Raw genomic sequence first — 26,164 nt, forward strand, 5'->3', positions numbered from 1 at the left:
ATAGGAAGGTTCACCATGAGTAAACGATTCAAACATCCTGTGTTGAAACAGCTCACTGAACAACAATCCCAATTTATTCCAGCGGAAAAGAAGCTCGAGCAAATGGACCGAGCTGAAAAGTTGCTGGCGCAAATTCAACCTGATGAGGTTTATCGATATCAGGAGTTGTGTGAGCAACTGACAGGCTACCGCCCTGAAAAATATCCGGATCTCGTCATCGATGGTGACGACCTTCTGCATGACCTGAGGCTGTTCGTCGAACAACTTTCAGTGAGTACCAAAATCCCAGTGGAACAAGCTGGCGAGCAGGTCTTCACTGTCGACGATTTGAGCGAAAAATATAACGTCTCTACAAAGACAATTGATCGCTGGCGGAAACGTGGGTTAGTCAGTCGACGCTTCCTGTTTGGAAATCGATCACGTGTTGGTTTCCTGAGATCGTCGGTCGACCGCTTCGTGAATGAACACGAAACGGAAATTCACCGAAGTTCTCGCTTCTCGCAGATCACCGATTCGGAGAAGCAGGAAATGATTTCGAAAGCTCGACGACTTGCAATCCACGGAGCTTGCCCCGCTGAAGTGGGGCGACGACTTTCGCGAGTGTTTGGTCGATCGCAAGAGACCATTCGTTATACCTTGAAGCAATACGACGAGGAGAATCCCGGAAACGCAGTATTCCCTAATTCGACATCACCATTGACTGATGATCGCAAGATGGAAATCTATCAGCGATACGTCAACGGAATGTCTGCAGAGTTGCTCGCAGAGGAATTCTGTCGGACAAAAACGAGTGTCTATCGAATCATCACGGAAGTCCGAGCACAAATGTTGCTGGACAACCCGGTGGCGTACATGGACAGTCCGGAATTCCACGAGAAGAATGCAGAAAAAGTGATTCTGGGGGCACCTCCTGAGTCCGAAACGAAAACGAGAGCGGTCAAAGCACCTCCGGGGCTTCCGCCGTATCTCGCGAGCCTGTACACCGTTCCTCTTTTGACAAGAGAGCAGGAGGGGTACTGGTTCCGAAAGATGAACTACTTGAAGTTTAAAGCAGCAGAGCTTCAGGAAAAAATTGATCCGCAAAGCCCCAAAAGCCGCGAGTTGGATCAATTGGAAGCTTTGATCGAAGAAGCGATTATCGTTAAAAATTTCCTGATTCGAAGTAACCTGAGGCTGGTTGTTTCCATTGCCAAACGGCACATGAAGCCCAGCGTGAACTTCTTCGAAATGGTCAGCGACGGGAATATGTCCCTGATGCGTGCCATCGAGAAATTTGACTATACGCAAGGGAACAAGTTTTCGACGTACGCCACCTGGGCGATCATGAAAAACTATGCTCGTTCAATCCCGGCAGAAAACAAGGTTCTTGATCGATTCAGAACTGGTAATGAAGAAGTGTTTTTCTTCTCTGAAGATTCTCGCGGAAGCCAGTTCAAAGATGAGATCACGAACTCTCGACAACATGAAGTGATTATGTCGATCCTCGAACATCTCGATGATCGTGAAAAAAGAATTATCCTGCATCGTTACGGACTCGAAAAAGGGTCCGAACCTGAGACACTCGAACAGGTCGGAACTCGTTTCGGCGTAACCAAAGAACGGATTCGCCAGATTGAGGCTCGGGCGATGCAGAAAATTCGCAAAATCGCCAATGAAGAGAAGCTCGAGATCCCTGGAATATAGAGGCCTCCAAAGCGTGTCGTGCCCGTGATGGTCAGTCTGATGATTTCATAGACTGCTCGCCACGAGGCACGGACGTCAAGCCAGGCTTGGATGCGTGAGAGTTGAATAGACCGACACGCGTAGGAAGTCGTTGACATCGGGGCGAATGACTTCTTCAGCGGAAAGGCGACTTCAACCTGAGTCCAAGCGAATCCAAAGCTGACTTATTGAAACTCAACCTGAGTCCCAACGTTTCGCAGCCTGCCAGCCAGGTAAGCTGCGAAACGTTTTTTTATTCCAACTCATGACATTGGCATTCAATTCCTGTTGTGGACATTCAATCGGGGAAAGTCTACTTTCCTGCACTGGAGATTTTGGTACTGTAGATCCTGACTCTCGCCCAGAGGCCGAAAACCGTCGTTGGGCTTTTTTTATCACTTCGTCGCAAGGGAATCAGCATGGCAAAGTTCGTCACTCAACGTCGGGTTGAGTTTGCCAATACGGATATGGCTGGGATTGTTCACTACGTCAGTTTTTATCGCTGGTTTGAGGAAGCAGAGCACGAATATTTTCGCTCTCTGGGCTTGAACATCATGGAGAAGCAAGAGGACGGTTCATACATCGGTTGGCCTCGCGTCTCCGCATCCTGCCATTTTGAAGCTCCTGCGTATCACGAGGATATCCTCGATATTCACCTGCAGGTTGAACGTATCGGTCTGAAGTCGTTGACCTTCTTTGCCGAGTTTTTCTGCCGTGGTAAACGCCTCGCCTACGGACGAATGAAAACAGCCTGTTGCATTTGCGGTCTTGAATCAGGACTCGAGTCGATCCCTATCCCGCAGAGATATCTGGACTTGATCGAAGAAACTAAGCGAGAAAAATAAGGCTGCGGCAGCAATTTGAATCGTTTCAACGTTGTCTCAAAGATGTTCCCGGACGAGGTGGGCATGCTCCCTGTTTTCTACGCTTCTTTGGAACAGGAACTGTGGGAGTTTTCAATTTCTCGATGGTGAGTGGACTCTCCCGACGGGAGAGTCTGGTGTGACTTCCATCTGAGGGATTGCTTCTCTATTGAAGTTAAAGCATGTCCGTGGTTTCTGCATCGCTTTGCTTTTTGCGATACTCCTCTGCGATCAACACAAAACCAACGAGATCATAGAGCGCGTGAGCGACAATCGGACGAAGCAGATTGAAGTCGCCGACCCACCAGGTGAGCAGGCTCAAAATGCCGCCTAAAATTCCTGCCATGATCGCGTACAGCGGTGAAACCGCATGTAGTAATCCAAAGATAACATTAGTGATGATGAAGGAACCGATCGGGCTCCAGCGGGCAATCCATTGCTCGAGAAGTCCTCGAAACAGGAATTCTTCCACGATCCCGACCAGGATTGCCATCAAAACTAAATCGTACAAACGGCATTGAGCCAGTGATTTCCCGAGAGCTTCTCCGGCCAGATCCCGGAGCGAACTGAGCCAGCTGAATGAGAGGAACATTCCGAGCGCTGCGACACATCCGATGCCAAAATCACGCGTCGACCAATGCACTTGAGTGGTTATAGGGACTTGAGCCCAGTGTGCAACGAGCAATGTGATACTCAGCATGATGAACAGGAAAAGACCCGTGAACGTCAGGAAATCTTCTCTAGTATTCAGCGTCACTTGGGCTTCTCTTTCTGTTCTTGTAAACAGCTCTCTAGCAGTGTGAGTCTCTGGTCGATTTCACTTGCGAGGGGCTCGGGCAGTTCGAGACCTCCGAAGCGAACATCGTAGAAAGCGGAGACAAGTTCAGTTGGCCAACCTTCAAGCCCCTGGCTTTGGAGTTTCGGCTTTAATTCCAAAAGAGAGCTGTTCACAAATTCGCGAGCAGTTTGAGTCGGGCTTTGTTGAATCCCGTGACGGCTGAGGATTTTTAGAAAACGATCATAAAATTCAACTTGCTCCCGTCTGCGAGAGACAGCGAGTGACTTTGCCCGAAATTTTTTGATCACTGGTAAAACTCGCTTCGTCAACCAGACAAACCCGCTAGCGAGTAACATCAGGACAAATGCAAATAACCCACCCTGCAAACTGAACCACTCCTCTGGAGACTTTAGAAATTCGAGAAGTCCTTTCAGACTTGAGGTTCGTCCTTGAATAATGTTTTTGGCGTGTCCCCAAGTCTCCATGCCGACTTCTTTGATGGGGTCATAGATCATCGCTCGCTGCTGGCGTTGGGAAAGTGTTGCTCCGGTTGACCAGATATTGAGAGCTTTCGCTTTGATTCCTTTCAGGAAAGAAGCCGACGAATTTTCTTGTTCCTGAACAGACAGGCTGCGTGTCGCAGGTGTCGGGTCGAATGTGTACCACTGCTCATCTATGTAAGCCTCAACCCAACTATGAGCATGGAATTGCTGGATCAAATACGACTTGGTCGACTTGTCGTATTTTCCTCCCTTGAATCCGCCGGCAACGCGAGATGGAATCCCGACAGCACGGAGCATCATGGCCATGGAAGATGCGTAATACTCGCAATGTCCACTTTTTCGATTGAACAAAAAATCTTCAATCGGATCGATGCTTGCATCTTGAATACTTAAGTTGAGTGAGTAGCTGAATTCATCTGCGTTCATGAAGTAGTTCTGAAGCAGATTTGCTTTCTCCAAATCAGTCTTGGCAGAGACAACGAGGGACTCAGCGAGTTCAGCGGTTCGCGACATGTTGGCTGGGATTCTGTCCAGGTCCCTCATGTAGAATCGATAGTAATACAGAGACTGCGGCGTGTATGGCCCTTGGCTGGCTTGGATCTCATATTCAAATGAGTGAGTCAAAGGGGTCTCTGAACCACGTTTTAACTCATTTGAGAAACGTTCTCGAATGACTCGTTCCTTGGGACCGAACGCCCTGGCGTAGTATGCATTTCCAAATGAAAAGAGAGCGTCGGACCCGATCGCATGGACTTTGAATTTTTGAATGACCCCTTGATCGCGCGACGAGGAATAGAATCGTTGCGAGTTCCGGCCCGGGAATTGTTTCCACCGACCTTTATCGTAAATCTCCATCACCGTTCCACGAAACAGTGGCTCAGCACCAAGATAAGCATCATATTCTTTGGGAGTGAAAGCACGATTGGAAGTTGGGTGGACCAACTGCAGCTCCACGACAACTTCGTCACTCTCCATGATCTCGCCCATGTCTCCCAGGCTTACCTCTTCGGTAAACCCGGTGAGAGCCTGTCTTGACATAGCTTCATCGGAAAGAAACGAGAACTGACCGATCCAGATTCGCGGCGTGAAAACAAAAAACAGAAAACTGAGGAAGAGCCCCAGACAGGTCATTGTGCCGTTGATTGTAATGAATCGCCAGTTGAGCAACCGATGATCGGCATCTCGCGAAATACCCTTCCAGGTATCGCCCACAATAAACGTTGAACCGAGGTCGGAATCTTGCTCGGAGTCTGAATGATTGAGGAGTGTTGAACGATAAAGCAGGAACACGGAAAGCGTCCATGTTGCCACGAAGGAATACAGAACCAGTGCGAATCCAAACCAGATGTCGTCGGTCAGTACAGATGCTGTCGCGATTTGTAAGATGCTGAGCGCACAAAGCCACCAGAAGTGGCGCACCTTCTTCTTCTGGATAAGAAAAACCCAGGTTAAATAAACAATGAGGTGACCACCCGCGAGCAGCCTTGCTTCAAGTTCTCCACTGAAGAACTCTTGGCCAGCGAAAATAAACGCCAACAGTCCCAGACTGTTCGCAATCCAAGCTGGAACCGAAAAGATTTCTTCGAGATCAACAAAGAACAGGGTCGCCAGTGCGATGACCAACGAGAGCCCAGCCAGTGGGCTTCCTTCGGCAATCGCGAAGGTAATGCCAGACAGCGAAAGTAAAACGGTCAAGCTGATATGGAGGATGTTTTTCACGCGAAAGTCTCCTCCGCTTCTTCAAATATAGCAGAGAGTTCCTTGCGAGATGTTCCGTAAATTTGTGCTTCATGAAGCCGAACATCCGAGGATCGCTGAATGGCTTCTCGAATCTCTCCAGAACGAGAAGTGACAATTACAACTCGTCGATTCGACGTTGCGCCCTCAACGAGACCGTCCAGGAGTTGATCGGTCGTCATTTTTGAAGTGGGCTGTGCGACGGCGAAGGCATCGAGCAAGTTGTCGATTTGTCCTTCACCCTGATCGCCCCGCCAGAAGAATCTTTCTTGGGCTGCCAGCTTCACAGCGAGTGAAGATTCCCGGCTATTTCTCAAGTGATCCATACAGACCGTTGTCGCAAATCGAAGTCCTCTTTCGAAGTTTGCTTTGTCGGCATTCTCTTCAATCCAGCCATCGATGATCAGCAGCAGGTTTCGGTCTCGGCTTTCATCATATTCACACACAATGAGTTCATCGACACGTGCCGAGGTTCGCCAGTGAATCATGCGAGGGTCGTCACCCTGTCGATACTCCCGAAGCTGACTCATCTCATCGTTGAAAGGGCCGCCCATTGTTCGCACATCGCTGACGAGCTCCGTCGAATTTTGCAGTAGTCTTCGCCATTCTGTTTTTAAATGTCCAATCCGGGGATAGACAAGTAGTTCTTCAAATTCATCAAGTCGATTACCGCGTTCTACCAATCCGAGTGGGAATTGCGTTGTCACTCTCACTGGGCCGAACTGATATCGTCCGCGATCTCGCACCTTGATTTGATAGTGCCCTTGCCGCTGCGACCCGGCAGGGACACGGACAAACAGGACTTCTGGAGACATCCAGCCATCCCCTTTGGTGACTGCGTCGTGAACAGTCATCAGCCAGACAGTAAGCCAGGTTTTGCGGTTTTCAAAAAAGATCGATGTCGTAAATGTTTCTCCAGCCATTACCCGTTCAGGCAAGACACGAGAAACATTGAGAAGCCTGAGCATCGTAAATGTAATCCAGCCGTTCATGACAAACGGACCGGCCATGCACGCAAAGACCATGAGCAGCAGATTGTTCCGGCCAACAAGTGACCCGATAAAGAGAATGCACATGATGACAAGATAAACGATCCCGACGAGCGGCAGCTTGAAGCTGTAGCCTTTCTTTGACAGCCCGGGAAGGAAGCCTGCGATGACCTCTTTCAAGCCCCAGACAGAAAACCCTGTGCCGCAGAAGAAAACAATGAACCGACCGGTCATGCCAATCCGGTCCAGCAGAAACCCCGTTTGCATCTCAAAGATCACCAGGGTCAGCCCGATGAGCATAAACGCTATCCCCGGCAATGAGATTTGACCTTGTCGGAGTGGGGATCGCATACAAATGGCCTGCCAATGAGTTCCTTGCGATAGCGATAAGACTGATTCGGCTCAAGCTGGCCCAGACGGTTTCGTCATGAGCGTACTTGTCGGCAGAAACAATTTACCTGTGTTCGTTTATTGTGGTCCTTTGGCTCGATAAGACAAGTCATGAGCGTAAAACTTCATACGTATCCCGCTACCTCAGAGCGTTGAATCAACGAAATGTATCCACTCTTCAGCTGCGTGAGACCGTGAGCAAGATCTCAATCCTTCTCTTCTGGAACATCCAAAGGTGACGGAGTCCCGGTCAATCCTTGCGTCCCGGGTGGTTCTTGCGAAGCTGCTGGCTCTTGTGACTCAACTGGATCGATTTCATCGAAGCCTTCAGGTGGTCTCGGCCCGAGATATTGAAAGTAGGTGCAAGGGATGCGGGCATTGAAGATTTTTCTTCGGCGGTCTGCATGTTGTCCGAACTCTCGCTCGAAGTTTTCGGCTCCGGTGAAAATGTAATGAGACCAAGTGTCTAAAGGCCGAAGTAACTCGCCCATGTCCTGATGCAACTGGCGGACTTCATCGCGTTCGCCGATTCGCTCTCCATAGGGAGGGTTGCAGATCGTGCAGCCATGATCCCGATTTGTTGGAAAGGCGACGAAGTCTTTCGTCTCGAAAAGAATCTCAGAGAAGACACCCGATCCTCGAGCGTTGACCTTCGCAATCTTCGTCATTTTGGGGTCGCGATCACGTGCGATGATCTGCATTGAGAGAGGTGGATTAACAAGGTCGCGTGCTTCTTGGCGAGCTTGTGTCCACAAGGTCGCTGGGACTTGCGGCCAGTTCTCTGCAGAGAAACTTCGGTTGTGACCGGGAGCGATATTGCGTCCGATCATCGCTGCTTCAATCGGAATTGTGCCTGATCCGCAAAACGGATCGACCAGCAGTCGATTCTCTTTCCAGTAACTCAGTTTGACCAAAGCTGCAGCGATTGTTTCACGCAGGGGGGCAAGCCCGACCAGTTGGCGATATCCTCGTTTGTGAAGACCATCACCGCTGGTGTCCAGCGTGAGCAACACATTGTCGCGCATGATGTTCACGTCGATCGAGTATTCGTTTCCGTCTTCCGCAAATCGATGTCGCGAATAGATTTGCCGCATTCGTTCCACGACGGAACGTTTGACCATTCGCTGAACGTTCATGGGACTGTTGATTTCTGAACGAACGCAATTTGCATGAACCGGGAATTTGGCATCGACTGGTAACCACTCTTCCCACGGTAAAATTTTTACATTGTCGAAGAGTTCATCGAAGTCCTTTGCCGGGAATTCTCCGATGACGACCTGGACTCGTTCTGCACAGCGTAGCCAGATATTGGTTCGGCAGATCGCAGAAAGAGGGGCGTGAAAGTGGACGCGACCATCTTCAACCCGGGTTTCATGATAGCCCAGGTCCGCGAGTTCGCGAACAACGATGGCTTCCAGCCCGAAGGCAGCGGTGGCAACAAGGTGCAGATCAGGAGAGTTTGTTTCGTCGGTCACGGGAAGTGATCACTCGTGGTTTGAAGGGGTAGAACCACATCCCATATGGAATGTATCGCGGTTCGATCGGTAAGGGACAGCGAACTGGGCTTTCCAATTTCCAACTGTATCGGCCTTGCATGAGTTCCCAGGAAACACATGCGGCAACGGCATCTTCAGGGGAACAGGGCTGACAGTCAACAATGTCGACGGAACCGACAATTCGACCATATGCAAGAGTTTGAAGGTCGATGCCATTCGACTTCACAGCAACGTCTGCATCAGGGAGTTTGGAACGTTTTCGCGAACTGTACAGGTAAATTGTGGTCCGCATTCCAACAGGGACATTTCGGACTTCGACAGTTTTGATTCCTTGCAGGATCAGTTCTGCCCAAGGCTGTTGGACTCCCAACGCAATCCGATCTTGTATGGGATGTTGCATTGCTAGAGCAAATCAAAAATTGGTCTTAACGTTCTGCCTCGCGGTGAGCAGCCTGTGCAGTCATGAAAATGACGATCTCGGGCATGACAAGCATTAAAAATGCTCTTAAAAAAAGGTGAGGTCGTGTCAGCCACCACCTCACCTGATGTTTTTACCGCTTCCGGTGAATGGAACGTCCAGTGACGTTCTGCTTCAACCGTGAAAGGTTCAGTCGAAATTACGTGGTTGTTGAAGCAACTTTTTTCTGTTCGCGATTCATCAACCAGACCAAAGTTGGGCTGGCGACGTAAATCGAACTATATGTTCCGACGACAATTCCGAGGGTCAAACAGTAGGCGAATCCGTGAATTCCTTCACCACCCAGGACGTACAGAATCAAGACCACGATCAATGTCGTTAACGAAGTCAAAATGGTTCGTGACAATGTTTGGTTCAAACTTGTATTGACCATCGCTTCTGTCAGTGCAGGATTTCGGCCTCGAACTTCACGAATACGATCGAAGACAACAATGGTATCGTTCAGGGAGTAACCGACAATTGTCAAGAAAGCTGCAATGATCGGCAAGTTGATTTTGAAGTCTTCCAGCATGAAGATCGCTTTGAGTGGCGTTCCACTCAGGTATGATCCAAGGGCGACTAATCCCAACACGATCAGGACATCGTGAATCAGTGCCGCACAGGCTGCAAGTCCGAATGTGACACGTTGGAATCGCACCCACAGGTAAGCGACGATTGCCAGCAAGCTGAAGCCCATCGCGGTGATTGCCGCCAGCTTCGCGTCTCCGGTGACCGATTGATCGAACGTGTTAATTTCTTCGAAGTGTGGATCTTTTTCCAAGTCAACTTTCAAGTCAGCAAGGACTCGATCAACGTCGTTTGCCGGAATGAATGAGTCAAAGGTCAATGTGACCTGGCTGACTTTCACACTTTCGTTATCAGCTGTTTCACCGGTGACGAGAGTTTCTGGATCCACATAATTCATCTTTCGAAGAAGACCAGCTGCTTGATCTGCGAGTGCAGCAGGTGTCATCTCTTGAGAAAGGGTTACTTCGACAGAGCGGTTCAACGCAGCGGCAGCGACTTCTGCTTCTGGCTCAACCTTGGGCTTCGTTTCATCAACTGGAGCAGCAACCTCTTTGACTTCTCCAAAGGTAACGTGTTGCTGAACAAGCTCGTATGGTCCCTCGGCAAAAGCTTCCTTGATGTTTGCTGAGACTTGTGCAGTATTGTCGACCACAGTTCGCAAGCGGAAGAGCTTGTTAGAGACACCATCTTCGACAACGATCAGTTGTTCCAGTGTGATGTCGTTACCAAATTTCGGTTCCAATGCTTCTCGAACCTCAGAAACTTCAGGAGCGTCGCCAATAAAGCGGAACGTGACCATCGAACCACCCCTGAAATCGATATCGAGGTTTTCACTTCCACGCATACCGACCGCAATTAATCCAATCACAATGACAGTGATTGAGGTCATCGCAGCAATTTTCTTTTTGCCCAGGAAGTCGATCCCTTCAGGATTGATCAAGCTCATCATCTTCAGATCTTTGAAGAGATGTTTTCGCTCAGCAATTTCAAAGATCAATCGGCCGATAAACAAGGCGCTGAACATACTGGTCAAAATACCGATGAACAGCGTGACCGCGAAGCCCTTCACCTGATCGGTTCCAATGTAATAAAGAACAATCGCAGTAAGGAGGGTGGTGATATTGGCATCAAAAATGGTTGAGAAAGCTTTTTCGAATCCATTTTTGATCGACATGCGAATGCTCGATCCACGGGCTTGCTCTTCTCGCATACGCTCAAAGATCAGCACGTTGGCATCGACCGCCATACCGATCGTCAGCACAAGACCTGCCAACCCGGGAAGTGTGAATGTCGCATCGATCAGTGACATCGCTCCCATCACGAGAATGATGTTCAGGGCTAGACAGATGTCTGCAATAAGGCCTGCTTTTCGGTAGTAGACCAATGTGAAGAGGAAAACACCGGCCAATGCGAGTGCAATCGCCGTAAATCCTTTACGCTGAACTTCTTCACCTAGTAGTGCACTGATCGTGAACTCGGTGACCGGTTCTTCGACAAGTGGCACATCCAATGCCCCAGCACTCAAAACACCAACGAGTGTGTCAATTTCCGTTTGAGAGAAGTTTCCTTCAATCACACCGGTCGTTGTGATCACGCCTTTGACAGTAGGAGCCGAGTGAATCGTTCCATCGAGAAGGACTGCGAGGTGGTTGCTGTACCCAGCACCGTCTCGCTTCTGGTATTCGCCAGTCACTTGACCAAACAGGTATCCGCCACGCTCGTTGAATGTGAATCCAACAGCGAGTCCTTGATCGGTGATGGTTTCGCGAACGCCGATCAGGTAACGACCAGTGATGCGCTGTTTACGAACGACGACCAGGAATTCTGTGATTGATTTGCCATCTTCTTCGACTTGTCGAGTATAGACAGTTGAATCAACGCTGCCGGGGCTGATTTTGGGATCGCCATCTGGATCTAATGCAGAACGTCGCCACATCGCGACGACGTCTTGTCCGAGATAAACGTTGTTGTCCCGCACATTGCCAGGATCGTTTGCCAGAGCAATTTGTTCCTGGTGCAACACGGTGTTGGCGAGGATTGCAAATTCCAGATTTCCCAAGGAGACAATCTGGTCTTTCACCTTTTTGACACGCTCTGCATCGGCACCGGGGATGATCACTTCAATTCGGTCTGCTCCAACGCGACGAACGGTGACCTCTTCAGTTCCGGTCGGGTTGACTCTCAGCTTGACCTTCTCGACCATCTTGTTCATCAGGTCAGGTGTGATCTGTTTGTCTTCGGCTTTCGCTGCTTCCTTATCGACTTCGAAAACCATGTTGGTTCCGCCGGCAAGGTCGATTCCCAAGTCGATAGCACTCAGAATGCTTTCGTTTTTGGAAACTGTCATCACAAATGGTGACAGCGCCATGGTGAGTGCCAAGAGTACAAGGCTCAGGCGGGTCGCCAGGTCCTTCATCTTCAGAGCGTTGGCGATCAGGCTCCCCAAAACAAATGGGAGCACCAGAGTTCCGACGACGAGGAAGAAAGTTCCCCATCCTGATCCGGAACTGGCTTCGGCAACTTCTTCAGCGTCCGAAATGCTCTGTTGAGCAAATATTGCAAAGTTCATCATCAACGGATTCATCCCGTTCGCTCCGTCTCACTCATTATGCTGACAATCCTGCCAGCTGAACGACTAATTTGAAAAGGCCACGGTCAATGAGTTCTGTTGAGGTCGACTTCGACTGACAAAACGACTGTGATTCACCGTGCTTGAACACCTGGGTTTAGAACTCTCTTTACTTTCAGCTACTACGATTTCTCGGCTTCCTTCTTCTCAGTGGAAACCACTTCTCGAATCGCGGATGCCTGAAGTTTGATCCGTGTGTTGTCATCAACTCTGATGGTCACTGTCGATTTATCCTCTGAAACTGAAACGACGGTTCCCATAATTCCACCGATGGTGATAATGGGGTCGTTCTTCTTGAGGTTTGCAGTCATTTCGTTACGGCGAGCCTTATCTTTGGCATCTGACCGGCCAAATAAGGTTTGCATCACAAAAAGAAGCAAAAGTGGAGGACCAAACAGGATCAGCATGGACATCATGCTTCCCCCGCCTTCGGCGTCTTTCTCCGTGACTTCTTCAGCCAACAACAGAAATTGAGACAGTAAAATCGTCATAAAACTCATCATTTCTCTGGAATCACGCCACTTTTGATTACGTTTTTCCTCTGGATTGAAGTCCAAAACGCACTCTGCGCACACCGCTGGCGGACCTCAGCAAGTCGACAGTTTAGGGATCACTCCCAATCCCGACAAGATGTGCATGCCGAAACTCTTGGTCAGAGTTCGACTTAATTGCATTTAGGAATTGGGAACTGATCACCTTTTCAGTCCAGTAGGAATCTATTTGGTATCACAATTGAATCAATGTCTGTTCGTTTGATCACTTTTTTGTGGAGTAAGAAACCTGGAAGCTACTCGAATCTGTACTTCGCTCCACCTCTTTAGTGCTGCCGTTGGTCTGTTCGGTCTGACCGCCTCTTTATCTCTTTATTGCTGCCTAATTGAATTCAGCACGTTTGGAGTCTCCTCATGATCGCTTCGTGCAAGCGAATTCTTGGTTTTTTAACTTGACCCTGAGGTTCGAGCAAGAAACTCAGCTCGATATTCCATCCCCGCGTTCGCCATGATCGCTGTTTTCAGTTCCCGTACGACTTTTTGGTAGAAGGCCAGGTTATGGACTGAGAGCAACATGGGGCCAAGCATCTCTCCGACTGTGAAGAGATGACGCATGAAGCCACGGCTGTAATCAGTGCAAGTGGGGCAATCGCATTCCGGGTCCAAGGGACCGGTATCTGTTTGATGCTTCAGGTTCCGCATCTTGATCTTGCCCTGACTCGTAAAGGCCGTTGCGTTCCGAGCGTTTCGAGTCGGCATGACGCAGTCGAACAGATCAATTCCGCGGAGAACTCCTTCAATGATGTCAATCGGTCGACCGACTCCCATTAAGTAGCGTGGCTTGTTTTCCGGAAGCATTGGTGTGGTGACATCAAGGGTCGTGTACATCTCTTCGGGAGCTTCTCCAACACTTAAGCCGCCGACTGCATAGCCTGGAAACTCGAGAGGGAGCAATCCTTCGGCGGATCGTTCACGAAGTTTCGGGTTCGTCGCCCCTTGTACAATTCCAAATAACGCTTGATCGTCTCGTTGGTGTGAATCACGGCAGAGTTGCGCCCAGCGTGTTGTCCGGTCAACTGCTTCTTCAAGACGAGAGACAGGTGCATCGTGTGGGGGACACTCATCAAGACACATGATGCAGTCAGCTCCAAGATCTTCCTGGATCTGCATTGCTCGCGCGGGGGTGAGTTCCAATAAACTTCCGTCGACATGCGACTTGAATACAACCTTGTCGTTGTCAAGTTGTCGAAGTTCCGCGAGGCTGAAGATCTGGAATCCGCCGCTGTCTGTGAGGATTGGCCCATCCCAATTCATGAATCGATGCAAGCCGCCCAGTTCTTTGACAACCTTTTCGCCCGGTCGGAGTGCCAGATGATAGGTGTTCGCCAGAATCATCTGAGCGCCAACTTCCCGCAATTGATGAGGCCAGACTCCTTTTACGCTTCCACGTGTCCCTACTGGCATGAAGGCCGGTGTCTCGACGGTTCCGTGCGGCGTGTCCCAGCGACCCACTCGTGCCATCGAGTTGGCATCGGTGTGATCGAGATGAAACTGGAAATGAGACATACAGAGCAGAGGAGTAAAATCAGGAACTGGAAGTCAGGCAGAAGAAAGAACTCTTTCGAGGCAAGCTTTCAGCTTGGAGCGAAACGCAATTCTGTTCGGGTGTTCTTAACCGAGGAATTCTTTCATGACCGACGGGGGAGCCAAGTCGTACTTAAGTGGTTGCATTGAAAACGATGCTCGGCCTTGTGACAAGCTACGTACATGCGAGGAGTAGCCGAACATGTTTGCGAGTGAGACTTCGGCTTGCAAGGCGGTCAAGTGCCCGCGGATTTCGCTGGCGAAGATCTTTGCCATACGCTGATTCAAGTCTGCCTGAATATTGCCGACGAATTCAGAAGGGGTGACCACTTCCAGCTTCATGACAGGCTCAAGCAACGAAATCGTCGCGTTGTTCAATGCTGACTGAACAGCGTGTGCCGATGCTGAACGAAGAGCCTCTTCGTTTGTTTCCCCGTCTCGATATCCGACATTGAGAATCGTGATGCGAACTTTCATCAAGGGGAAACCAACAAGTCCGCCCGACTGGGCTGATTCGAAAACAGCTTCGCGAACAATTTTGTCGATCTCACCCGGAAGGGACCCCGGAGGGACTTCGGATGTCACAACAATGCTTGTGTCTTCTGCTCCCGGTTCGATGCGGACTTTCACGCTGGCGAAGTGTGTATCTCCCTGACTCGAACGGTTGAACTCTTCCTCAGCCTCTCCAACTGCGGTGACGGTTTCTCGGTAAGAGACGCGAGGTTTGTGGACACGGACATTGAGGTTGAAGTCTCGCTGCATGCGCTCCTTGAGGACTTCAAGGTGCAACTCGCCCATTCCGCTGATGATTGTCTGGCCTGTTTCTTCGCTGATTTGTGTTTTGAATGTCGGGTCTTGGCGGCTCAATCGAACGAGTGCATCTTCGAGCTTTTTCTTGTCGCCGCTGGTGTCCGGTTCAACAGCCATCGAGATGACCGTTTCCGGAAATATAATTGACTCCAGCAAGATGGGGTGTTGCTGCGGGCAAAGGGTGTCACCGGTGGCGACATCTTTTGGACCGATGATGCCGCAGATGTCACCCGCCTCGACGAGATCGGTCTCGACCTTCTCTCGTGAGTCGGCTTGGATGTGCCAGATTTGGCTGCAAAACTCTTTCTTGCCTGTGCGCGGGTTCAGGAGTCGTGACCCTGATTTCAACACGCCAGAGTAAACCCGAACAAAGCAAAGGTCGGCGTGTTTGTCAGCGACGATTTTGAAAATGAGTGCCGCTAACGGTTCGTCGTTTTTGGCGTGGCGAACGAGTTCTGTGCTCTCGTTTTTTTTTGGATTAGGGTTAATTCCTTTAACTGGCGGGATATCAAGCGGGCTGGGCAGGTAGCGGTTGACGCCGTCCAAGATCGGTTGAACGCCAATATAATCGAGTGACGAGCCTGTGAATGTTGGTTGCAATTCGCCAGCCAGGGTCGCTTCTCGAATCAGTCGGTGAATGGTTTCCTCTGGCAGGTCGCCGTTCTCGAAGTATTCTTCCATGGCTGCTTCGTCACGTTCCGCGACGGTTTCGATCAGCTTTTGGCGATACTCCGCAGCCATCTCCTGCAGTTCTTCTGGGATTTCTTTTTCTTCAATACTTTGTCCCTGTGATTCGGGGTCAAAATACAGAGCCTTGTTCCTGACTAAATCGATGATCCCTGCGAAGTCGTGTTCGGCACCAATTGGGAGGAATAATGGGAGTGGGTTGCCATGCAGACGCTTGCGGATTTGCCCGAGGACATGTTCAAAATTAGCACCGATGCGATCCATCTTGTTGATGAAGCACATTCGCGGAGTATTGTATTCGTCAGCCTGCCGCCAAACAGTTTCCGATTGAGCCTCGACACCTTCCACTGCACTGAAGATGACGACTGCTCCATCGAGAACTCGTAAACTTCTCTGTACTTCAGCTGTGAAGTCGACGTGACCCGGTGTGTCGATCAAGTTGATTGTGCAGTCTTTCCATTTGCACGTCACTGCCGCCGAGTAGATTGTGATCCCACGTTTTGCTTCTTCTTCGTCGAAGTCGGTCTCAGTGTTTCCATCATCGACGTTCCCCATACGGTGAATCGCACCAGTGTAGTAAAGGATGCGTTCCGTGGTCGTCGTTTTGCCTGCATCGATGTGCGCGACGATTCCGATATTTCGTAGCTTTTCAATAGGTCCAGGCATTTTGGATCATCTGGTTAGGTTGAGAGTTCAGTGATGCAACTCTCGGACTAAAAAATGGGTATTTTGAGAGGTTCTGTCGTCTTGGAAACGAACTGACTTCGAACTCAGTTCAAAAAAAAAGCCTGTCCATCCGTTGCAGGACGACAGGCGTGATTTCTTCGAGCGTGTTACCAGGCGAAGTGGGCAAACGCTTTGTTCGCGTCAGCCATACGATGCACGTTTTCGCGTTTGGTGACGGAGATGCCTTCTTTTTTGTAGGCAGCAACGATTTCATCAGCCAGTGAGAGAGCGGTCGGTCGGCCTTTGCGGCCACGGACAGCTTCCAGCATCCAGCGGATGGACAGTGTTTGTTGTCGTTTTGAGCTCACTGGAGTCGGAACCTGATAGGTGGCTCCACCAACTCGTTTAGAGCGAACTTCGATTTGTGGCTTGACGTTGTCGACAGCCTGAGTGAAGACGTCCAATGGCTCATCTTCAGTGATGCGTTTGGCCACTTCGTCCATGGCATCGTAGAACACTCGTAGAGCGATGCTCTTCTTGCCGTCACGCATGAGGCAATTGACAAATTTCGAAACAAGTTTCGAATTGAATTTAGGGTCTCCGATCAGTTGATCTCGACTCGCTGTAAACCGCTTAGCCATGGAATCCTGAACCTACTTCTCAATTTCCAACAATATATGTAATCAACAATTGTCTTGAATGAACAATGTTTTCGGTATTGTCTTTGGGGGCAAACTTCGTCGTTGTTCGACACAACCGAAGTTTACTTAGGACGTTTCGCTCCGTAGCGACTACGTGCCTGCTTACGACCATTTACTGCCAATGTATCCAGGACACCACGGATCACTTTGTAACGAACACCCGGCAAGTCGCGAACACGACCACCACGTACAAGAACAATGGAGTGCTCTTGAAGGTTGTGACCTTCCCCGGGGATGTAAGCTGTCAGTTCTTTCCCGTTCGAAAGACGAACACGTGCGATTTTTCGCAGAGCAGAGTTCGGCTTCTTAGGTGTCATTGTTCGCACATGCAAACAGACACCACGTCGCTGAGGGGAGCCCTCAAGCAAAGGGGTTTTCGACTTGGAAGTCAGTTTTTTCCGCGGTTTTCGAACTAACTGATTAATTGTAGGCATGAATCAATTCGCAGTTTTGAATTTCATAACGCTGAGCCGTTACCCGTGCTTGGTAACGAAAATCTCAAAAATACTCGCTGACACTTCAGTATTTCATCTGTTTTTTTGGAACAGCAACGAACAATAACCGTTCCCATGAAAGTGATCGTGTATCATCACGAATCGCTTTCAATGTTCCCAATTGCTTTGCTTCAAACGGGTTCCGTCAATCTTGGAAGATCGACGTTGCCAATAATGACATCTGCGCAAAAGTCCCTGCGTCAGTGGAATCGCGAACTTTAACTAGCAGGATTCCAATGGTCAAGTCGACACGAATCCTCTTCTCCAGAGTTCCACTAGATCTTTGGAGGTCTGGAACGGATGCGATCACGCTCCTTGCCAATATTACAGGTCCCTTCATTCAGAATCTGTCTCATGTGGCTCACTCCTGGTGCTCTGCGTTGTTTCATCGGTTGTCACATCGCTGATTCCGTCTCACTCTGCTAAAATCTCTCAAAACTGGCTTTGTGCTCGCTTTTCTCACACATCTTGAACCTCAATTCATTCGAATGAGCATGGTTTCATCGATATTTCACTCGTTATTAATGCCTGACCTGCTCCAGATGATTCAGGAGAAGGACGAGCAAGGGTTGCGCGAGTTCTGCGAAGCACTCTTTCCCGGTGTTGTTGCAGAAATGCTCGATGAGCTGGGAGCCTCAGAAGCCTGGGAAGTCCTGAAGCATGCACCGCCAGAAATTCAGGCCGAAGTTTTTCCTTTCTTCTCGATCCACTTTCAAGTCCAGCTTGTTGACCTGATCGGCACTCAGGCCCTCTCACAAATCATCGAGGATATGTCGCCCGATGACCGTGTCGACTTGTTGGAGCGGCTCGATCCTGAACATGTCGAGAGTGTGCTGCGGTTAGTCGCCCAGGCGGAGCGGAGCGACATTCGCAAGTTGCTTTCTTATCCGGAAGACAGTGCCGGATCGATCATGACTACGGAGTATGCTTCGCTCCCGGTAGAGATTACTGTCAAAGAGGCTCTTGATCGATTACGTGTTCAGGCGCCGAGTCGAGAGACGATCTACTACGTCTATGTCACAGATGAAGGTCGGCACCTGCAAGGCTTTCTTTCGCTCCGGAAATTGATCCTCGAAAAGCCGAATACAAAACTCGGGGACATCATGCAGCGAGATGTCATCTCGGTGCGTGTCGATGAGGATCAAGAAGTCGTTGCTCAGGAGATTGCCCGGTACGACTTCATCGCGATTCCCGTTGTCGACAACCAGAACCGTCTCGTCGGGATCGTCACTCACGATGACGCGGCCGACGTCATGGAAGAGGAAGCCACTGAAGATGCACACATGCTGGGTGCGGTTCAGCCACTCGAAGATGGGTATGTTGCTACTCCATTCTTTGAACTTGCCAGAAAACGGGGGGTCTGGCTCATTATTCTGCTTGGAGCAGCTTCTCTGACTGCGAGAGTTTTGCAATTAGTCGGACCGTCAGAGTCTGACTCATGGATGGTTTTGTTTCTTCCGATGGTTCTCGCAAGTGGGGGGAATGCCGGGTCACAGTCTGCGACATTGGTCATTCGTGCTCTTGCGCTCGATGAGACAAAAGGACGAGTCCCGTGGATCGCCTGGAGAGAAATTCGCATCGGAGCCTTGCTCGGTTCTGTGCTGGCGATTCTCTCATTATTCCTTGCACAGTTAATGGTCGGGACTCAAGCTTCAGTCGTGGTGATGTTGACGGTGTTTTGTGTCGTGTCGGTGGGGACCATCACGGGGGCCATGCTCCCCTTGGGGCTGAAACGCTTGGGGCTCGATCCGGCGTTTATGTCGACCCCCCTCATCGCCGCCTTAAGTGATATGTTTGGAGTGGTGATTTACTACACGACAGCGAGCTTTGCGGTTCATCTGATTTTCTAAAATTGAAGAAGCCACTAGACTTATTGTATCGTTTTCAGTTGAATCGAATTGGCTCAGTTGAAATGTCATGACCGAAATCAATGCCTCAAGGGATGGGAGTTTCTTATGTTTCGCACTCGAATTCAAAACGGGTTTGTAAGCCTGCTCGTGATCGCTGCAACAGCAACTCCGTTATGGGCTCAAGGTACTCGACCCTCTCCGGCGGAGATTAAGTCTCTTGATTCCAAGGCTGCAAAAGTTGAACAGGACTTCTTGAAGAGTCTGGTCGAACTCGCCACCGACTATGAAAAGGCTGGCGATGTTGAGCGGGCCAAGGAGATGTTGCAGTCCATTCTGAAAATCAAACCGAATTCCGAAAGTGTGAAGTCGAAGTTGACAGAGTTTGAGAACGAAGTCTTTGACAGAAAGTCGACAACGATTGACCTGGATGTTTCACGTGGCTGGACGAATGCCGGAGTGATGGTCACGAAGGATCAGCCCATCCGTGTCGAAGCGACAGGTTCTTATCGACTGATGGTTAACGAAGAACTTGGCCCCAAGGGGTACGTACAAAAGGATGCGGCTCAAGATCTCATTTCCAGCGTTCCTACAGGAGCGCTCATTGGAATGATCGCCCCTGCGACGCGAAAGCGGAATCAGAAACCGCCAGTCCCGTTTCTACTTGGTGATGCGAAAGAGCTGAAGCCATCTGAAAGCGGTATTCTGTTTGTGCGAGTCAATACTCCTCCTCAAGCCAAATGTACCGGGAAAATCAAAGTCAAACTGAGCGGCAACATTACTCGTCCGTAAAGTTTCGCTCAGAGTTGATGACTCTCCAGTGCTTGAAGCGACCTTCCGCGAGACTTGTTATGACGAGTCCCAGCCAGCGGTGTTCCTGCTCGCGGTCCGTGTCGAAATTGCATTCAAAGAAAGAAGATTGTGAAGTTTGAAACGAGCATCAGTGGTCCGGTTGCGGTGATTGGTGACGTCCATGGCCAGGTCGAGAAGCTGAAGCGAATTCTGGATCGATTGCGGAAGCGCGAAGACTATCAGCGTCGTTGGATCGTCTTTATTGGCGATCTTGTCGATCGAGGTCCCGATACCAAAGGGGTGATCGATCTCGTCTTGTCGAATATTGCAGAGCACCCGCAAACGGTTGTGATTTCAGGGAACCACGAACTCGCAATGAGTGGTTCGCTGGGGATTCATGAAGCTGCCGATGAAAACAATTGGGCGAGTCGCTGGCTGGATCACTACGGTTCGCATCAAACCTTCGAAAGCTATCATGTTCCATTTGGGGAAATCGAGAAGCTCCGTGAGGCGATGCCAGATGAGCACTTAGCGTTGCTCGAAAATCTTCCCTGGGCCGTAGAACACCCCGAGTACTATTTTGTCCACTCAGGTCTCGAAACGAAATCACCGTTTGAAACTCAAAGGCGAATTCTGGCAGCTCGTGATTTCTCATTGAATCGTCCGAGTTGGCTTTGCTCGAAACGACTTCCGTTTCAGGATCCTCCTGAGGATTGCCATCAGGTTGTCGTTTCTGGACATGCTTACGTCCCGCAGGTCGTGTTCGCACGCTCAAGGATTCTTGTCGACACCACTGGTGGAACAGGCGGAAGCATGAGTTGCGTGCTGCTTCCGGAGAATCAGATTATTTTCTCAAATCCAGAAGAAGCGAATGAGCCGCTTTGGAAACCGAACAGCATGATGAGCGATCTGAACCTTTCGCCAATACACCGCAGGTAGCAACTCTTGCAGTTCGTGCTGATGTGAGCGAAAGTAGGTTTCCGGGATTTTCGCAATATCTCACATCAGGGTGGGGTCAATGACCGAGCTTCGACAAATACCGTACGAGATGCTTCCCAAGCGGTCTGATGAGCCGAACCCTCTCGTGGTTCTCCTCGTGATGCTGGTGATTGGGGGAGTCGGCTACGGATTTTACTCTGCCGTAAAGTATGTTTACGTCAACTTCGGAAGTTCGGTCTCGGAAGAGAATATCGTGCCCGAAGAAGGTTCCGGCTCTCCTGACATTGCTCAACAGAATTCACGCCAGCCTCTGCAAGAATCTAACGCACCTCAGCCGGAACAAGTACAGGCAACCAGACCAGAGCAACTGCTTGACCGAACAGATCGAGAAAGGGCGAAGCGAGAGATCGCTTTTTCGAATGGAGCAATGTGGTGGGGGGACCGATTCTTTAAAAGCATTGTTGGAATGGGTGTGTCACTCCTTGCTGCGATAATCGCACTTGGAATCTTTACGAACTGCATGGTTGGACTGCACGACAGCGTTCCCGCAATCTTCTCACTGTTCATGCTCTTCGTCATCGCTGTGATTTGGCCCTGGGTCTACTTCTTCTTTTTCTAGAACTGATCCTGAAACCTGAACTTGTGCTCTCAAACACTGAGAAAAGCCACCATTCCACAAGTTTCCGGACTGGTTCTAGAGTAGTTTGCTCTACCATGTGCCCGTGAAGAACGCATTTCTCCAAGAAAAATGGTGTTCGCCACGAGGCAGAACTTCATCGTTACGCGATGATTGCGGGATTGAAAATGGATTCGGCTCAGCTTTTTCGCTGCTGCTTCAGGTGCTGAATCACTTTATCCAGCTCGTCTTCTGAGATTGCTCCATCCTGGTTGAGATCCATTTTCTTGAAAGACTTGTTGATCAGCGGGTGGGATTCAGCCTCTTTAGGGGAGATACTTTTGTCACCATCTTTGTCGACAAGTTTCAAAATGACATCAACATTGAGCAAGTTTGCCGGGACGTTTTTTGCATCCTCTTCCTCTTCGGGGACTACGGGCAAAAGGACATCGTAATAGCCCAACATCATCTCGTCCCATGACTGATCACCCCAGCGAACTGTGGCAGATGGGTCAGGGTTGGCGAGGTTGTCTTCGCTGTTGTCGAACTTGGCGGTGCAGAGTAGTCGTGTTCCTTTCGGCATCTCGCGAGGCTCATCGAGGATGTAAAGTGTTTGCCAGTTGAAGTCATAATTTGGTACGTCTAGCAGGACTTCACGTGTGCCGTCCGGGAACAGAGCTTCATACTTGAAGGACTGTCCTCGCAGGTGCATGTGTGGAGACATTGAAAGCAGCTTCAAGTTTCCGGGGCTCTCACCTGAACGTGCTGTGACCACCTGATCAGACTTGAATGGTTTCAGTTCGAAGGAAGCATTCCCCGCGTGCATTGTGACAATCTTGTGAGTCACTTTTTCCGGCTCTGTGAATATGAAACCGACAGTGCTGATGTCTTCCTGCTCGGTCCCCACGGGTGTGTAGTGCATCTCGAAACGTAAGGCTGAGCCGGCTGGGATTTTCTTGGCAATTCCTTCTTGGTAGTTTTCTATTCTTAACCCCGGGACGTAAGCACAGAAGAATTCGTGCTCACGAGTGTTCATCCCCTTCGGGTGGACATAAACAATAATATGATGGACGACAGAACTGTTGCCCGGTTTGGCTTCAGCGGCGACAACCCATTTGTCTTCTGTGAACTTCGGGTCGACCCAGAAGCGCTGATACGGAATTCCTCGGGGACCCGCATCGGCAGCGACCTTGAATGGCTTGTCTGCCATTTCAAAGACAACGTCCGGTTCTTTCGGAAGTTGCCAGCCAGTCACATACTCAACTGGTTTCGGCAAGTAAGCTGGGTTTCCTTGTGGAGATCCGTTCTTGACCCATTCGTAGATGAGTTTTTTTTCTTGTGTCGTCAAGCTGGTGTCGTTGGCAAACTTTCCATGTTTCGGATCTGCGTGCCAGGGAGGCATTCGTTTTTCGCGGACGACTTCTTCAATCATCGGTCCCCAGCCGAGGACATCTTCGTAAGTCTCAAGTGAGAACGGGGCAACTTCACCTTCACGGTGACAACTCACGCAATTTTTCTGAAAGATTCTCACGATCTGATTTGAGTAAGTGACCGAGCTGTTTTCGTTTGGTTTCTCTGCTCGAGCAATTAAACAACCCAGTGGTTGAGTTTGCTTGACGGAAACCTGCTTCCCGGCGAGTAGCTCATCAATCGCAATTTTCAAGTCGGTACGAGTCGGTTTGTCGCGGACAATGCCGATGACGTATTGATCATCGATGCGCCCCTCGTACCGGATGGCTCGGCTTTGATCAAGCAGGAAGACCTGTGGAGTTCGCTGTGCTCCGGCTGCATCGGCGAGGGTTTGAGCCGGATCTTTAAGGACTGGATAGGTGAGCTTATGCTCTCTTGCCCACGCAGCGATTTCCGATATGGAATCTTGGATGAGTGAATCAACCGCGATGATGGTGAGTTGGTCTTTGTCGTATTGTTGCGAAAGTTGCTCCAGTCGACCGGCATACAGTTTTGCCAAAGGGCAATCCGTTCCGATGAATGCGAGAACCACGAGTTGCGACTCGTCAAAGTCGGAGAGAGCGTATTTCTTGCCCTGGAAATCATTGAGTTCAAATTCGCTGATGACATCGCCCACCCCTGCTAATGCTGGGCTGCAGGTCATGATGCAGTAAGCCGTAATTGTGGCAAGGATTGTCGAAAAGGACATTCGTGACAGTTTTTCACGCATCTCAGTAAGCACCTTCGTTAGCACCAGTGGTTTACGGCTATGTACCCCGTTTCTCGCGAACAGGTTTCAACTCTTGTGACTCACGTTTTCCCCGGAGTCGTCACGTTTCTCAAAGCTCTCAAAGACCGAATGTTTGAACCAGGTCCTTGACGACATTTGGCTTCGGTGAAATCAGAAGTTCGCCTGCCTCAATATTGTGGGTTTGTCCCAATAAGCGGGCTTGACTCTCGACGAGAGTGAAAACACGTTTCTTTTCAGGCGGAAACTGAGTTTTGTAAGCTCGAATCGCTGCCATTTTTTGCTCCAGACAACCAGAAATGTCTGTCACAAAGGCCCCCGGTTGGTCCGCAGATTTCAGTGATCCAAAGCCGAGCGGATACCACAATAATTGTTTTACAGTGTGAACCGGCAGATTGTCGAATTCGTCGTCCCACTTCGTCAGGCGGGAGTAAAAGACCCCGGCGTCGGTGATTTGCATGGCTTGCCAGTGATCAGGCGAGGCCATTGGAGTTTTGTCAGCGATTCCCAAGACAACCGATGGGCGATAGCGTCGAAACACTTTGGCGAGTGCCACTCGTGATTCGTAATTATCAAATAGGCGGCGATTAGGGAGATCCAGTTGTTCGCGAACTTGTACGCCCAGAATTTCTGCCGCAGCCAGGGCTTCCTGCGCTCGAACCTCCGGGCCGGGGCTCAACGGAGTCGGTTCACCATCAGTTAAGTCGACAATTCCAACGCGGTAACCCTGCTTGACGAGGCTGGCAAGTGTCCCGCCAATCGCGATTTCAACATCATCAGGATGGGCACCTACTGCGATGACATCCAATGGTTCTGGCAATTCTTGATCGGTCATACTGTTTCTGATTTCGGGATCTCAAAGAACTCACGCAGCGATTTCACCAGGCGGTGTGGGTGAGTCAAGTAGGGGTAATGTCCAGAGGTGTGCATCCAGGAGACTTGGGAGTTGGGCAACTGCTTTTCCAGCCACTCTTGTTGGTCTGTAATATATTGTCCGTCGCCCTCGGTTCTCAGGATGAGGATCTCGTGTGGGATCTCTTTGACGCGATCTCGTAGATCGGTATGCGTTGATGCCAGCATTCTTCGTGAGGCATCGGAAACGTTCGTCTGGTACGTCTCACCAAGCAGGAAGCTGAATCTTGTCTTATCAAAGGGTGGAAACCAGGGACGGTGATTCTGGATTTGCGTCGAAACCCAGCCCGGAACTCGCCGCATTGTTACGGGGAGACGTTTCCCGATTTTCAGCAGGAGTCGCTCCGCAGTTGTTAAGGTCCCTTCCATCCAACCACTTTGTAAGGCTGCCTTCTTGACGACATTCGGAGTCGAAGACATCATTCGCAGACAAATTGGAACTGTGAATGTTGATGCATAAATGTCGACAGGCCCACCAAACAGCTCTGTTAAGACACTCGCATAAGCGAATGCCGTTTTGGCGACCAACTTACTCTCGGGCGGATTTTTGTCGAAATTTGGGTGATCGAGCAGCCAGCATTGTCGATCATTTCTAAGTAGCCAGGCAGTGAGTGCGTAAAGCCTTGGTGTTCCGAGAGTTCCGGGAAGAAAGATCAGAGGTGGCCCGCTCCCGAATTGGGTCGCAGTGATTGTTCCCCCTTCAAAAGCAACCGGCCCTTGTCGCATTTCTTCCTGGAAGGAACGGACGATATCTTGAGATTCGAGCGGAGTAGGGCACGGTTCCCGCTGTTCCTCTATGGGAGCAACTTCGCTTGATGGTTGGTCTGACATGTGAAATGCGACAGGCAAAATTCTCAGGCAATTGGATAGTTGTCTGTTATTGTAATCAAAAACAATGAGTGGGAAGCCTCGGAATCAGAAATTTCGCAATCGGGAGTCGATTTTCTCTGGAAGGAGTCGATTCCTGTCGCTATGATGCCTGTTTGGCCTGAACTGCGGTGGAACTGCATCAGGATTGCCACTCATTGAGTTTGTACTTCTACTAAATCAATTATGCCGAACTCACCCAACGCAAAAAAAGCTCTTCGCCAAAGCGAGAAACGTCGTCTTGCTAAAAAGCCGCAACGCGCTGCGTTACGGACTGTCCTCAAAAAGGCTCGCGAAGCAGTGACCGCTGATGATCAGGCTGCTGCGGAGTCCGCATTTCGCCTCGCGGTAAAGAAGCTCGATCAGGCAGCTTCTAAAGGGCTGATTCACAAAAACGTTGCAGCTCGCACGAAATCACGACTCTCTTCGCTGAAGAAGAAGAGTCAATCGTCATAGTCCACTCAGTGGTATGATCCCGCAGTGGTAACCC

At 50.0% G+C, this 26,164-nt stretch carries 21 protein-coding genes; 7 read left to right on the plus strand and 14 right to left on the minus strand.

Going from position 1 to position 26,164, the window contains the following annotated elements; translation table 11 throughout:
• Positions 1–15: 15 nt before the first annotated feature.
• Together ACN0YR_RS03495 and ACN0YR_RS03500 are read left to right on the plus strand one after the other, a co-directional pair.
• Positions 16–1,683, plus strand: coding sequence for a sigma-70 family RNA polymerase sigma factor (locus ACN0YR_RS03495; RefSeq protein WP_417847806.1), 1,668 nt, complete (start codon positions 16–18; stop codon positions 1,681–1,683).
• Between the two features lie 437 nt (positions 1,684–2,120).
• The gene (locus ACN0YR_RS03500; protein ID WP_417847807.1) at positions 2,121–2,546 is read left to right on the plus strand and encodes an acyl-CoA thioesterase; all 426 of its coding nucleotides are present in this window, start codon (positions 2,121–2,123) and stop codon (positions 2,544–2,546) included.
• Positions 2,547–2,739: 193 nt separating this feature from the next.
• Here the strand turns inward: ACN0YR_RS03500 and ACN0YR_RS03505 are convergent, their stop codons facing one another.
• From ACN0YR_RS03505 to rpsL, 11 genes are all read right to left on the minus strand, one after another.
• Positions 2,740–3,321: a CPBP family intramembrane glutamic endopeptidase gene (locus ACN0YR_RS03505; RefSeq protein ID WP_417847808.1), complete on the minus strand. Its 582-nt coding sequence runs from the start codon at positions 3,319–3,321 to the stop codon at positions 2,740–2,742.
• Positions 3,318–5,564, minus strand: coding sequence for a transglutaminase TgpA family protein (locus ACN0YR_RS03510; protein ID WP_417847809.1), 2,247 nt, complete (start codon positions 5,562–5,564; stop codon positions 3,318–3,320). Before ACN0YR_RS03510 ends, ACN0YR_RS03505 begins: the two co-directional genes overlap by 4 nt.
• Positions 5,561–6,922 carry a DUF58 domain-containing protein gene (locus ACN0YR_RS03515; RefSeq protein WP_417847810.1) on the minus strand — a complete coding sequence of 454 codons (1,362 nt, stop codon included), beginning with the start codon at positions 6,920–6,922 and terminating at the stop codon, positions 5,561–5,563. Before ACN0YR_RS03515 ends, ACN0YR_RS03510 begins: the two co-directional genes overlap by 4 nt.
• Positions 6,923–7,167: 245 nt before the next feature.
• Complete coding sequence (locus tag ACN0YR_RS03520; protein ID WP_417847811.1) at positions 7,168–8,436, minus strand: THUMP domain-containing class I SAM-dependent RNA methyltransferase; 1,269 nt, start codon at positions 8,434–8,436, stop codon at positions 7,168–7,170.
• Entirely contained in the window at positions 8,411–8,857 is a 447-nt protein-coding gene (locus ACN0YR_RS03525) for an ASCH domain-containing protein (protein ID WP_417847812.1), read from the minus strand. The genes ACN0YR_RS03520 and ACN0YR_RS03525 overlap by 26 nt, the downstream gene beginning before the upstream one ends.
• A 217-nt stretch (positions 8,858–9,074) precedes the next feature.
• Positions 9,075–12,014, minus strand: a complete 2,940-nt coding sequence (secD, locus tag ACN0YR_RS03530) for a protein translocase subunit SecD (RefSeq protein ID WP_417847813.1) — start codon at positions 12,012–12,014, stop codon at positions 9,075–9,077.
• A 179-nt stretch (positions 12,015–12,193) separates the two neighbouring features.
• Entirely contained in the window at positions 12,194–12,562 is a 369-nt protein-coding gene (yajC, locus tag ACN0YR_RS03535; protein WP_417847814.1) for a preprotein translocase subunit YajC, read from the minus strand.
• Between the two features lie 447 nt (positions 12,563–13,009).
• Complete coding sequence (gene tgt, locus ACN0YR_RS03540; protein WP_417847815.1) at positions 13,010–14,128, minus strand: tRNA guanosine(34) transglycosylase Tgt; 1,119 nt, start codon at positions 14,126–14,128, stop codon at positions 13,010–13,012.
• A 105-nt stretch (positions 14,129–14,233) separates the two neighbouring features.
• Positions 14,234–16,309 (minus strand): elongation factor G, encoded by a 2,076-nt coding sequence (fusA, locus tag ACN0YR_RS03545; protein WP_417847816.1) that lies wholly within the window; start codon positions 16,307–16,309, stop codon positions 14,234–14,236.
• Positions 16,310–16,476: 167 nt separating this feature from the next.
• The gene (rpsG, locus tag ACN0YR_RS03550; protein ID WP_417847817.1) at positions 16,477–16,950 is read right to left on the minus strand and encodes a 30S ribosomal protein S7; all 474 of its coding nucleotides are present in this window, start codon (positions 16,948–16,950) and stop codon (positions 16,477–16,479) included.
• 122 nt (positions 16,951–17,072) lie between these two features.
• Complete coding sequence (rpsL, locus tag ACN0YR_RS03555) at positions 17,073–17,444, minus strand: 30S ribosomal protein S12 (RefSeq protein ID WP_145202325.1); 372 nt, start codon at positions 17,442–17,444, stop codon at positions 17,073–17,075.
• A gap of 584 nt (positions 17,445–18,028) precedes the next feature.
• Here rpsL and mgtE point away from each other — a divergent pair.
• The 4 genes from mgtE (at position 18,029) to ACN0YR_RS03575 (ending at position 21,701) form a co-directional block, all read left to right on the plus strand.
• Complete coding sequence (mgtE, locus tag ACN0YR_RS03560; RefSeq protein ID WP_417847818.1) at positions 18,029–19,354, plus strand: magnesium transporter; 1,326 nt, start codon at positions 18,029–18,031, stop codon at positions 19,352–19,354.
• 105 nt (positions 19,355–19,459) lie between these two features.
• Positions 19,460–20,143: a tetratricopeptide repeat protein gene (locus ACN0YR_RS03565; protein WP_417847819.1), complete on the plus strand. Its 684-nt coding sequence runs from the start codon at positions 19,460–19,462 to the stop codon at positions 20,141–20,143.
• 129 nt (positions 20,144–20,272) lie between these two features.
• Positions 20,273–21,082, plus strand: coding sequence for a metallophosphoesterase (locus ACN0YR_RS03570; RefSeq protein WP_417847820.1), 810 nt, complete (start codon positions 20,273–20,275; stop codon positions 21,080–21,082).
• A 79-nt stretch (positions 21,083–21,161) separates the two neighbouring features.
• Positions 21,162–21,701, plus strand: a complete 540-nt coding sequence (locus ACN0YR_RS03575; protein ID WP_417847821.1) for a hypothetical protein — start codon at positions 21,162–21,164, stop codon at positions 21,699–21,701.
• Positions 21,702–21,897: 196 nt separating this feature from the next.
• Here the strand turns inward: ACN0YR_RS03575 and ACN0YR_RS03580 are convergent, their stop codons facing one another.
• The 3 genes from ACN0YR_RS03580 to ACN0YR_RS03590 all read right to left on the minus strand — a co-directional run bounded on the left by ACN0YR_RS03580 (position 21,898) and on the right by ACN0YR_RS03590 (position 25,638).
• Positions 21,898–23,856, minus strand: a complete 1,959-nt coding sequence (locus ACN0YR_RS03580; RefSeq protein ID WP_417847822.1) for a redoxin domain-containing protein — start codon at positions 23,854–23,856, stop codon at positions 21,898–21,900.
• A 139-nt stretch (positions 23,857–23,995) separates the two neighbouring features.
• Positions 23,996–24,730, minus strand: coding sequence for a PIG-L family deacetylase (locus ACN0YR_RS03585; protein ID WP_417847823.1), 735 nt, complete (start codon positions 24,728–24,730; stop codon positions 23,996–23,998).
• Positions 24,727–25,638, minus strand: coding sequence for an alpha/beta fold hydrolase (locus ACN0YR_RS03590; RefSeq protein WP_417847824.1), 912 nt, complete (start codon positions 25,636–25,638; stop codon positions 24,727–24,729). Before ACN0YR_RS03590 ends, ACN0YR_RS03585 begins: the two co-directional genes overlap by 4 nt.
• Positions 25,639–25,860: 222 nt before the next feature.
• On the opposite strand from ACN0YR_RS03590, the gene rpsT reads away from it, so the two are divergent.
• Positions 25,861–26,130, plus strand: a complete 270-nt coding sequence (rpsT, locus tag ACN0YR_RS03595) for a 30S ribosomal protein S20 (protein WP_145202300.1) — start codon at positions 25,861–25,863, stop codon at positions 26,128–26,130.
• Positions 26,131–26,164 lie beyond the last annotated feature (34 nt).

This window comes from Thalassoglobus sp., assembly GCF_048270125.1.
Classification (GTDB): domain Bacteria; phylum Planctomycetota; class Planctomycetia; order Planctomycetales; family Planctomycetaceae; genus Thalassoglobus.

Excerpts from the sequence above, each read along its gene's own strand:
- rpsT (WP_145202300.1), top strand. The coding sequence starts at position 25,861 with ATGCCGAACTCACCCAACGCAAAAAAAGCTCTTCGCCAAAGCGAGAAA.
- ACN0YR_RS03500 (WP_417847807.1), top strand. The coding sequence starts at position 2,121 with ATGGCAAAGTTCGTCACTCAACGTCGGGTTGAGTTTGCCAATACGGAT.
- ACN0YR_RS03525 (WP_417847812.1), bottom strand. The coding sequence starts at position 8,857 with ATGCAACATCCCATACAAGATCGGATTGCGTTGGGAGTCCAACAGCCT.
- ACN0YR_RS03590 (WP_417847824.1), bottom strand. The coding sequence starts at position 25,638 with ATGTCAGACCAACCATCAAGCGAAGTTGCTCCCATAGAGGAACAGCGG.
- fusA (WP_417847816.1), bottom strand. The coding sequence starts at position 16,309 with ATGCCTGGACCTATTGAAAAGCTACGAAATATCGGAATCGTCGCGCAC.
- tgt (WP_417847815.1), bottom strand. The coding sequence starts at position 14,128 with ATGTCTCATTTCCAGTTTCATCTCGATCACACCGATGCCAACTCGATG.
- mgtE (WP_417847818.1), top strand. The coding sequence starts at position 18,029 with ATGCCTGACCTGCTCCAGATGATTCAGGAGAAGGACGAGCAAGGGTTG.
- ACN0YR_RS03575 (WP_417847821.1), top strand. The coding sequence starts at position 21,162 with ATGACCGAGCTTCGACAAATACCGTACGAGATGCTTCCCAAGCGGTCT.
- secD (WP_417847813.1), bottom strand. The coding sequence starts at position 12,014 with ATGATGAACTTTGCAATATTTGCTCAACAGAGCATTTCGGACGCTGAA.
- rpsG (WP_417847817.1), bottom strand. The coding sequence starts at position 16,950 with ATGGCTAAGCGGTTTACAGCGAGTCGAGATCAACTGATCGGAGACCCT.
- yajC (WP_417847814.1), bottom strand. The coding sequence starts at position 12,562 with ATGACGATTTTACTGTCTCAATTTCTGTTGTTGGCTGAAGAAGTCACG.
- ACN0YR_RS03495 (WP_417847806.1), top strand. The coding sequence starts at position 16 with ATGAGTAAACGATTCAAACATCCTGTGTTGAAACAGCTCACTGAACAA.
- ACN0YR_RS03585 (WP_417847823.1), bottom strand. The coding sequence starts at position 24,730 with ATGACCGATCAAGAATTGCCAGAACCATTGGATGTCATCGCAGTAGGT.
- ACN0YR_RS03515 (WP_417847810.1), bottom strand. The coding sequence starts at position 6,922 with ATGCGATCCCCACTCCGACAAGGTCAAATCTCATTGCCGGGGATAGCG.
- ACN0YR_RS03580 (WP_417847822.1), bottom strand. The coding sequence starts at position 23,856 with ATGTCCTTTTCGACAATCCTTGCCACAATTACGGCTTACTGCATCATG.
- rpsL (WP_145202325.1), bottom strand. The coding sequence starts at position 17,444 with ATGCCTACAATTAATCAGTTAGTTCGAAAACCGCGGAAAAAACTGACT.
- ACN0YR_RS03565 (WP_417847819.1), top strand. The coding sequence starts at position 19,460 with ATGTTTCGCACTCGAATTCAAAACGGGTTTGTAAGCCTGCTCGTGATC.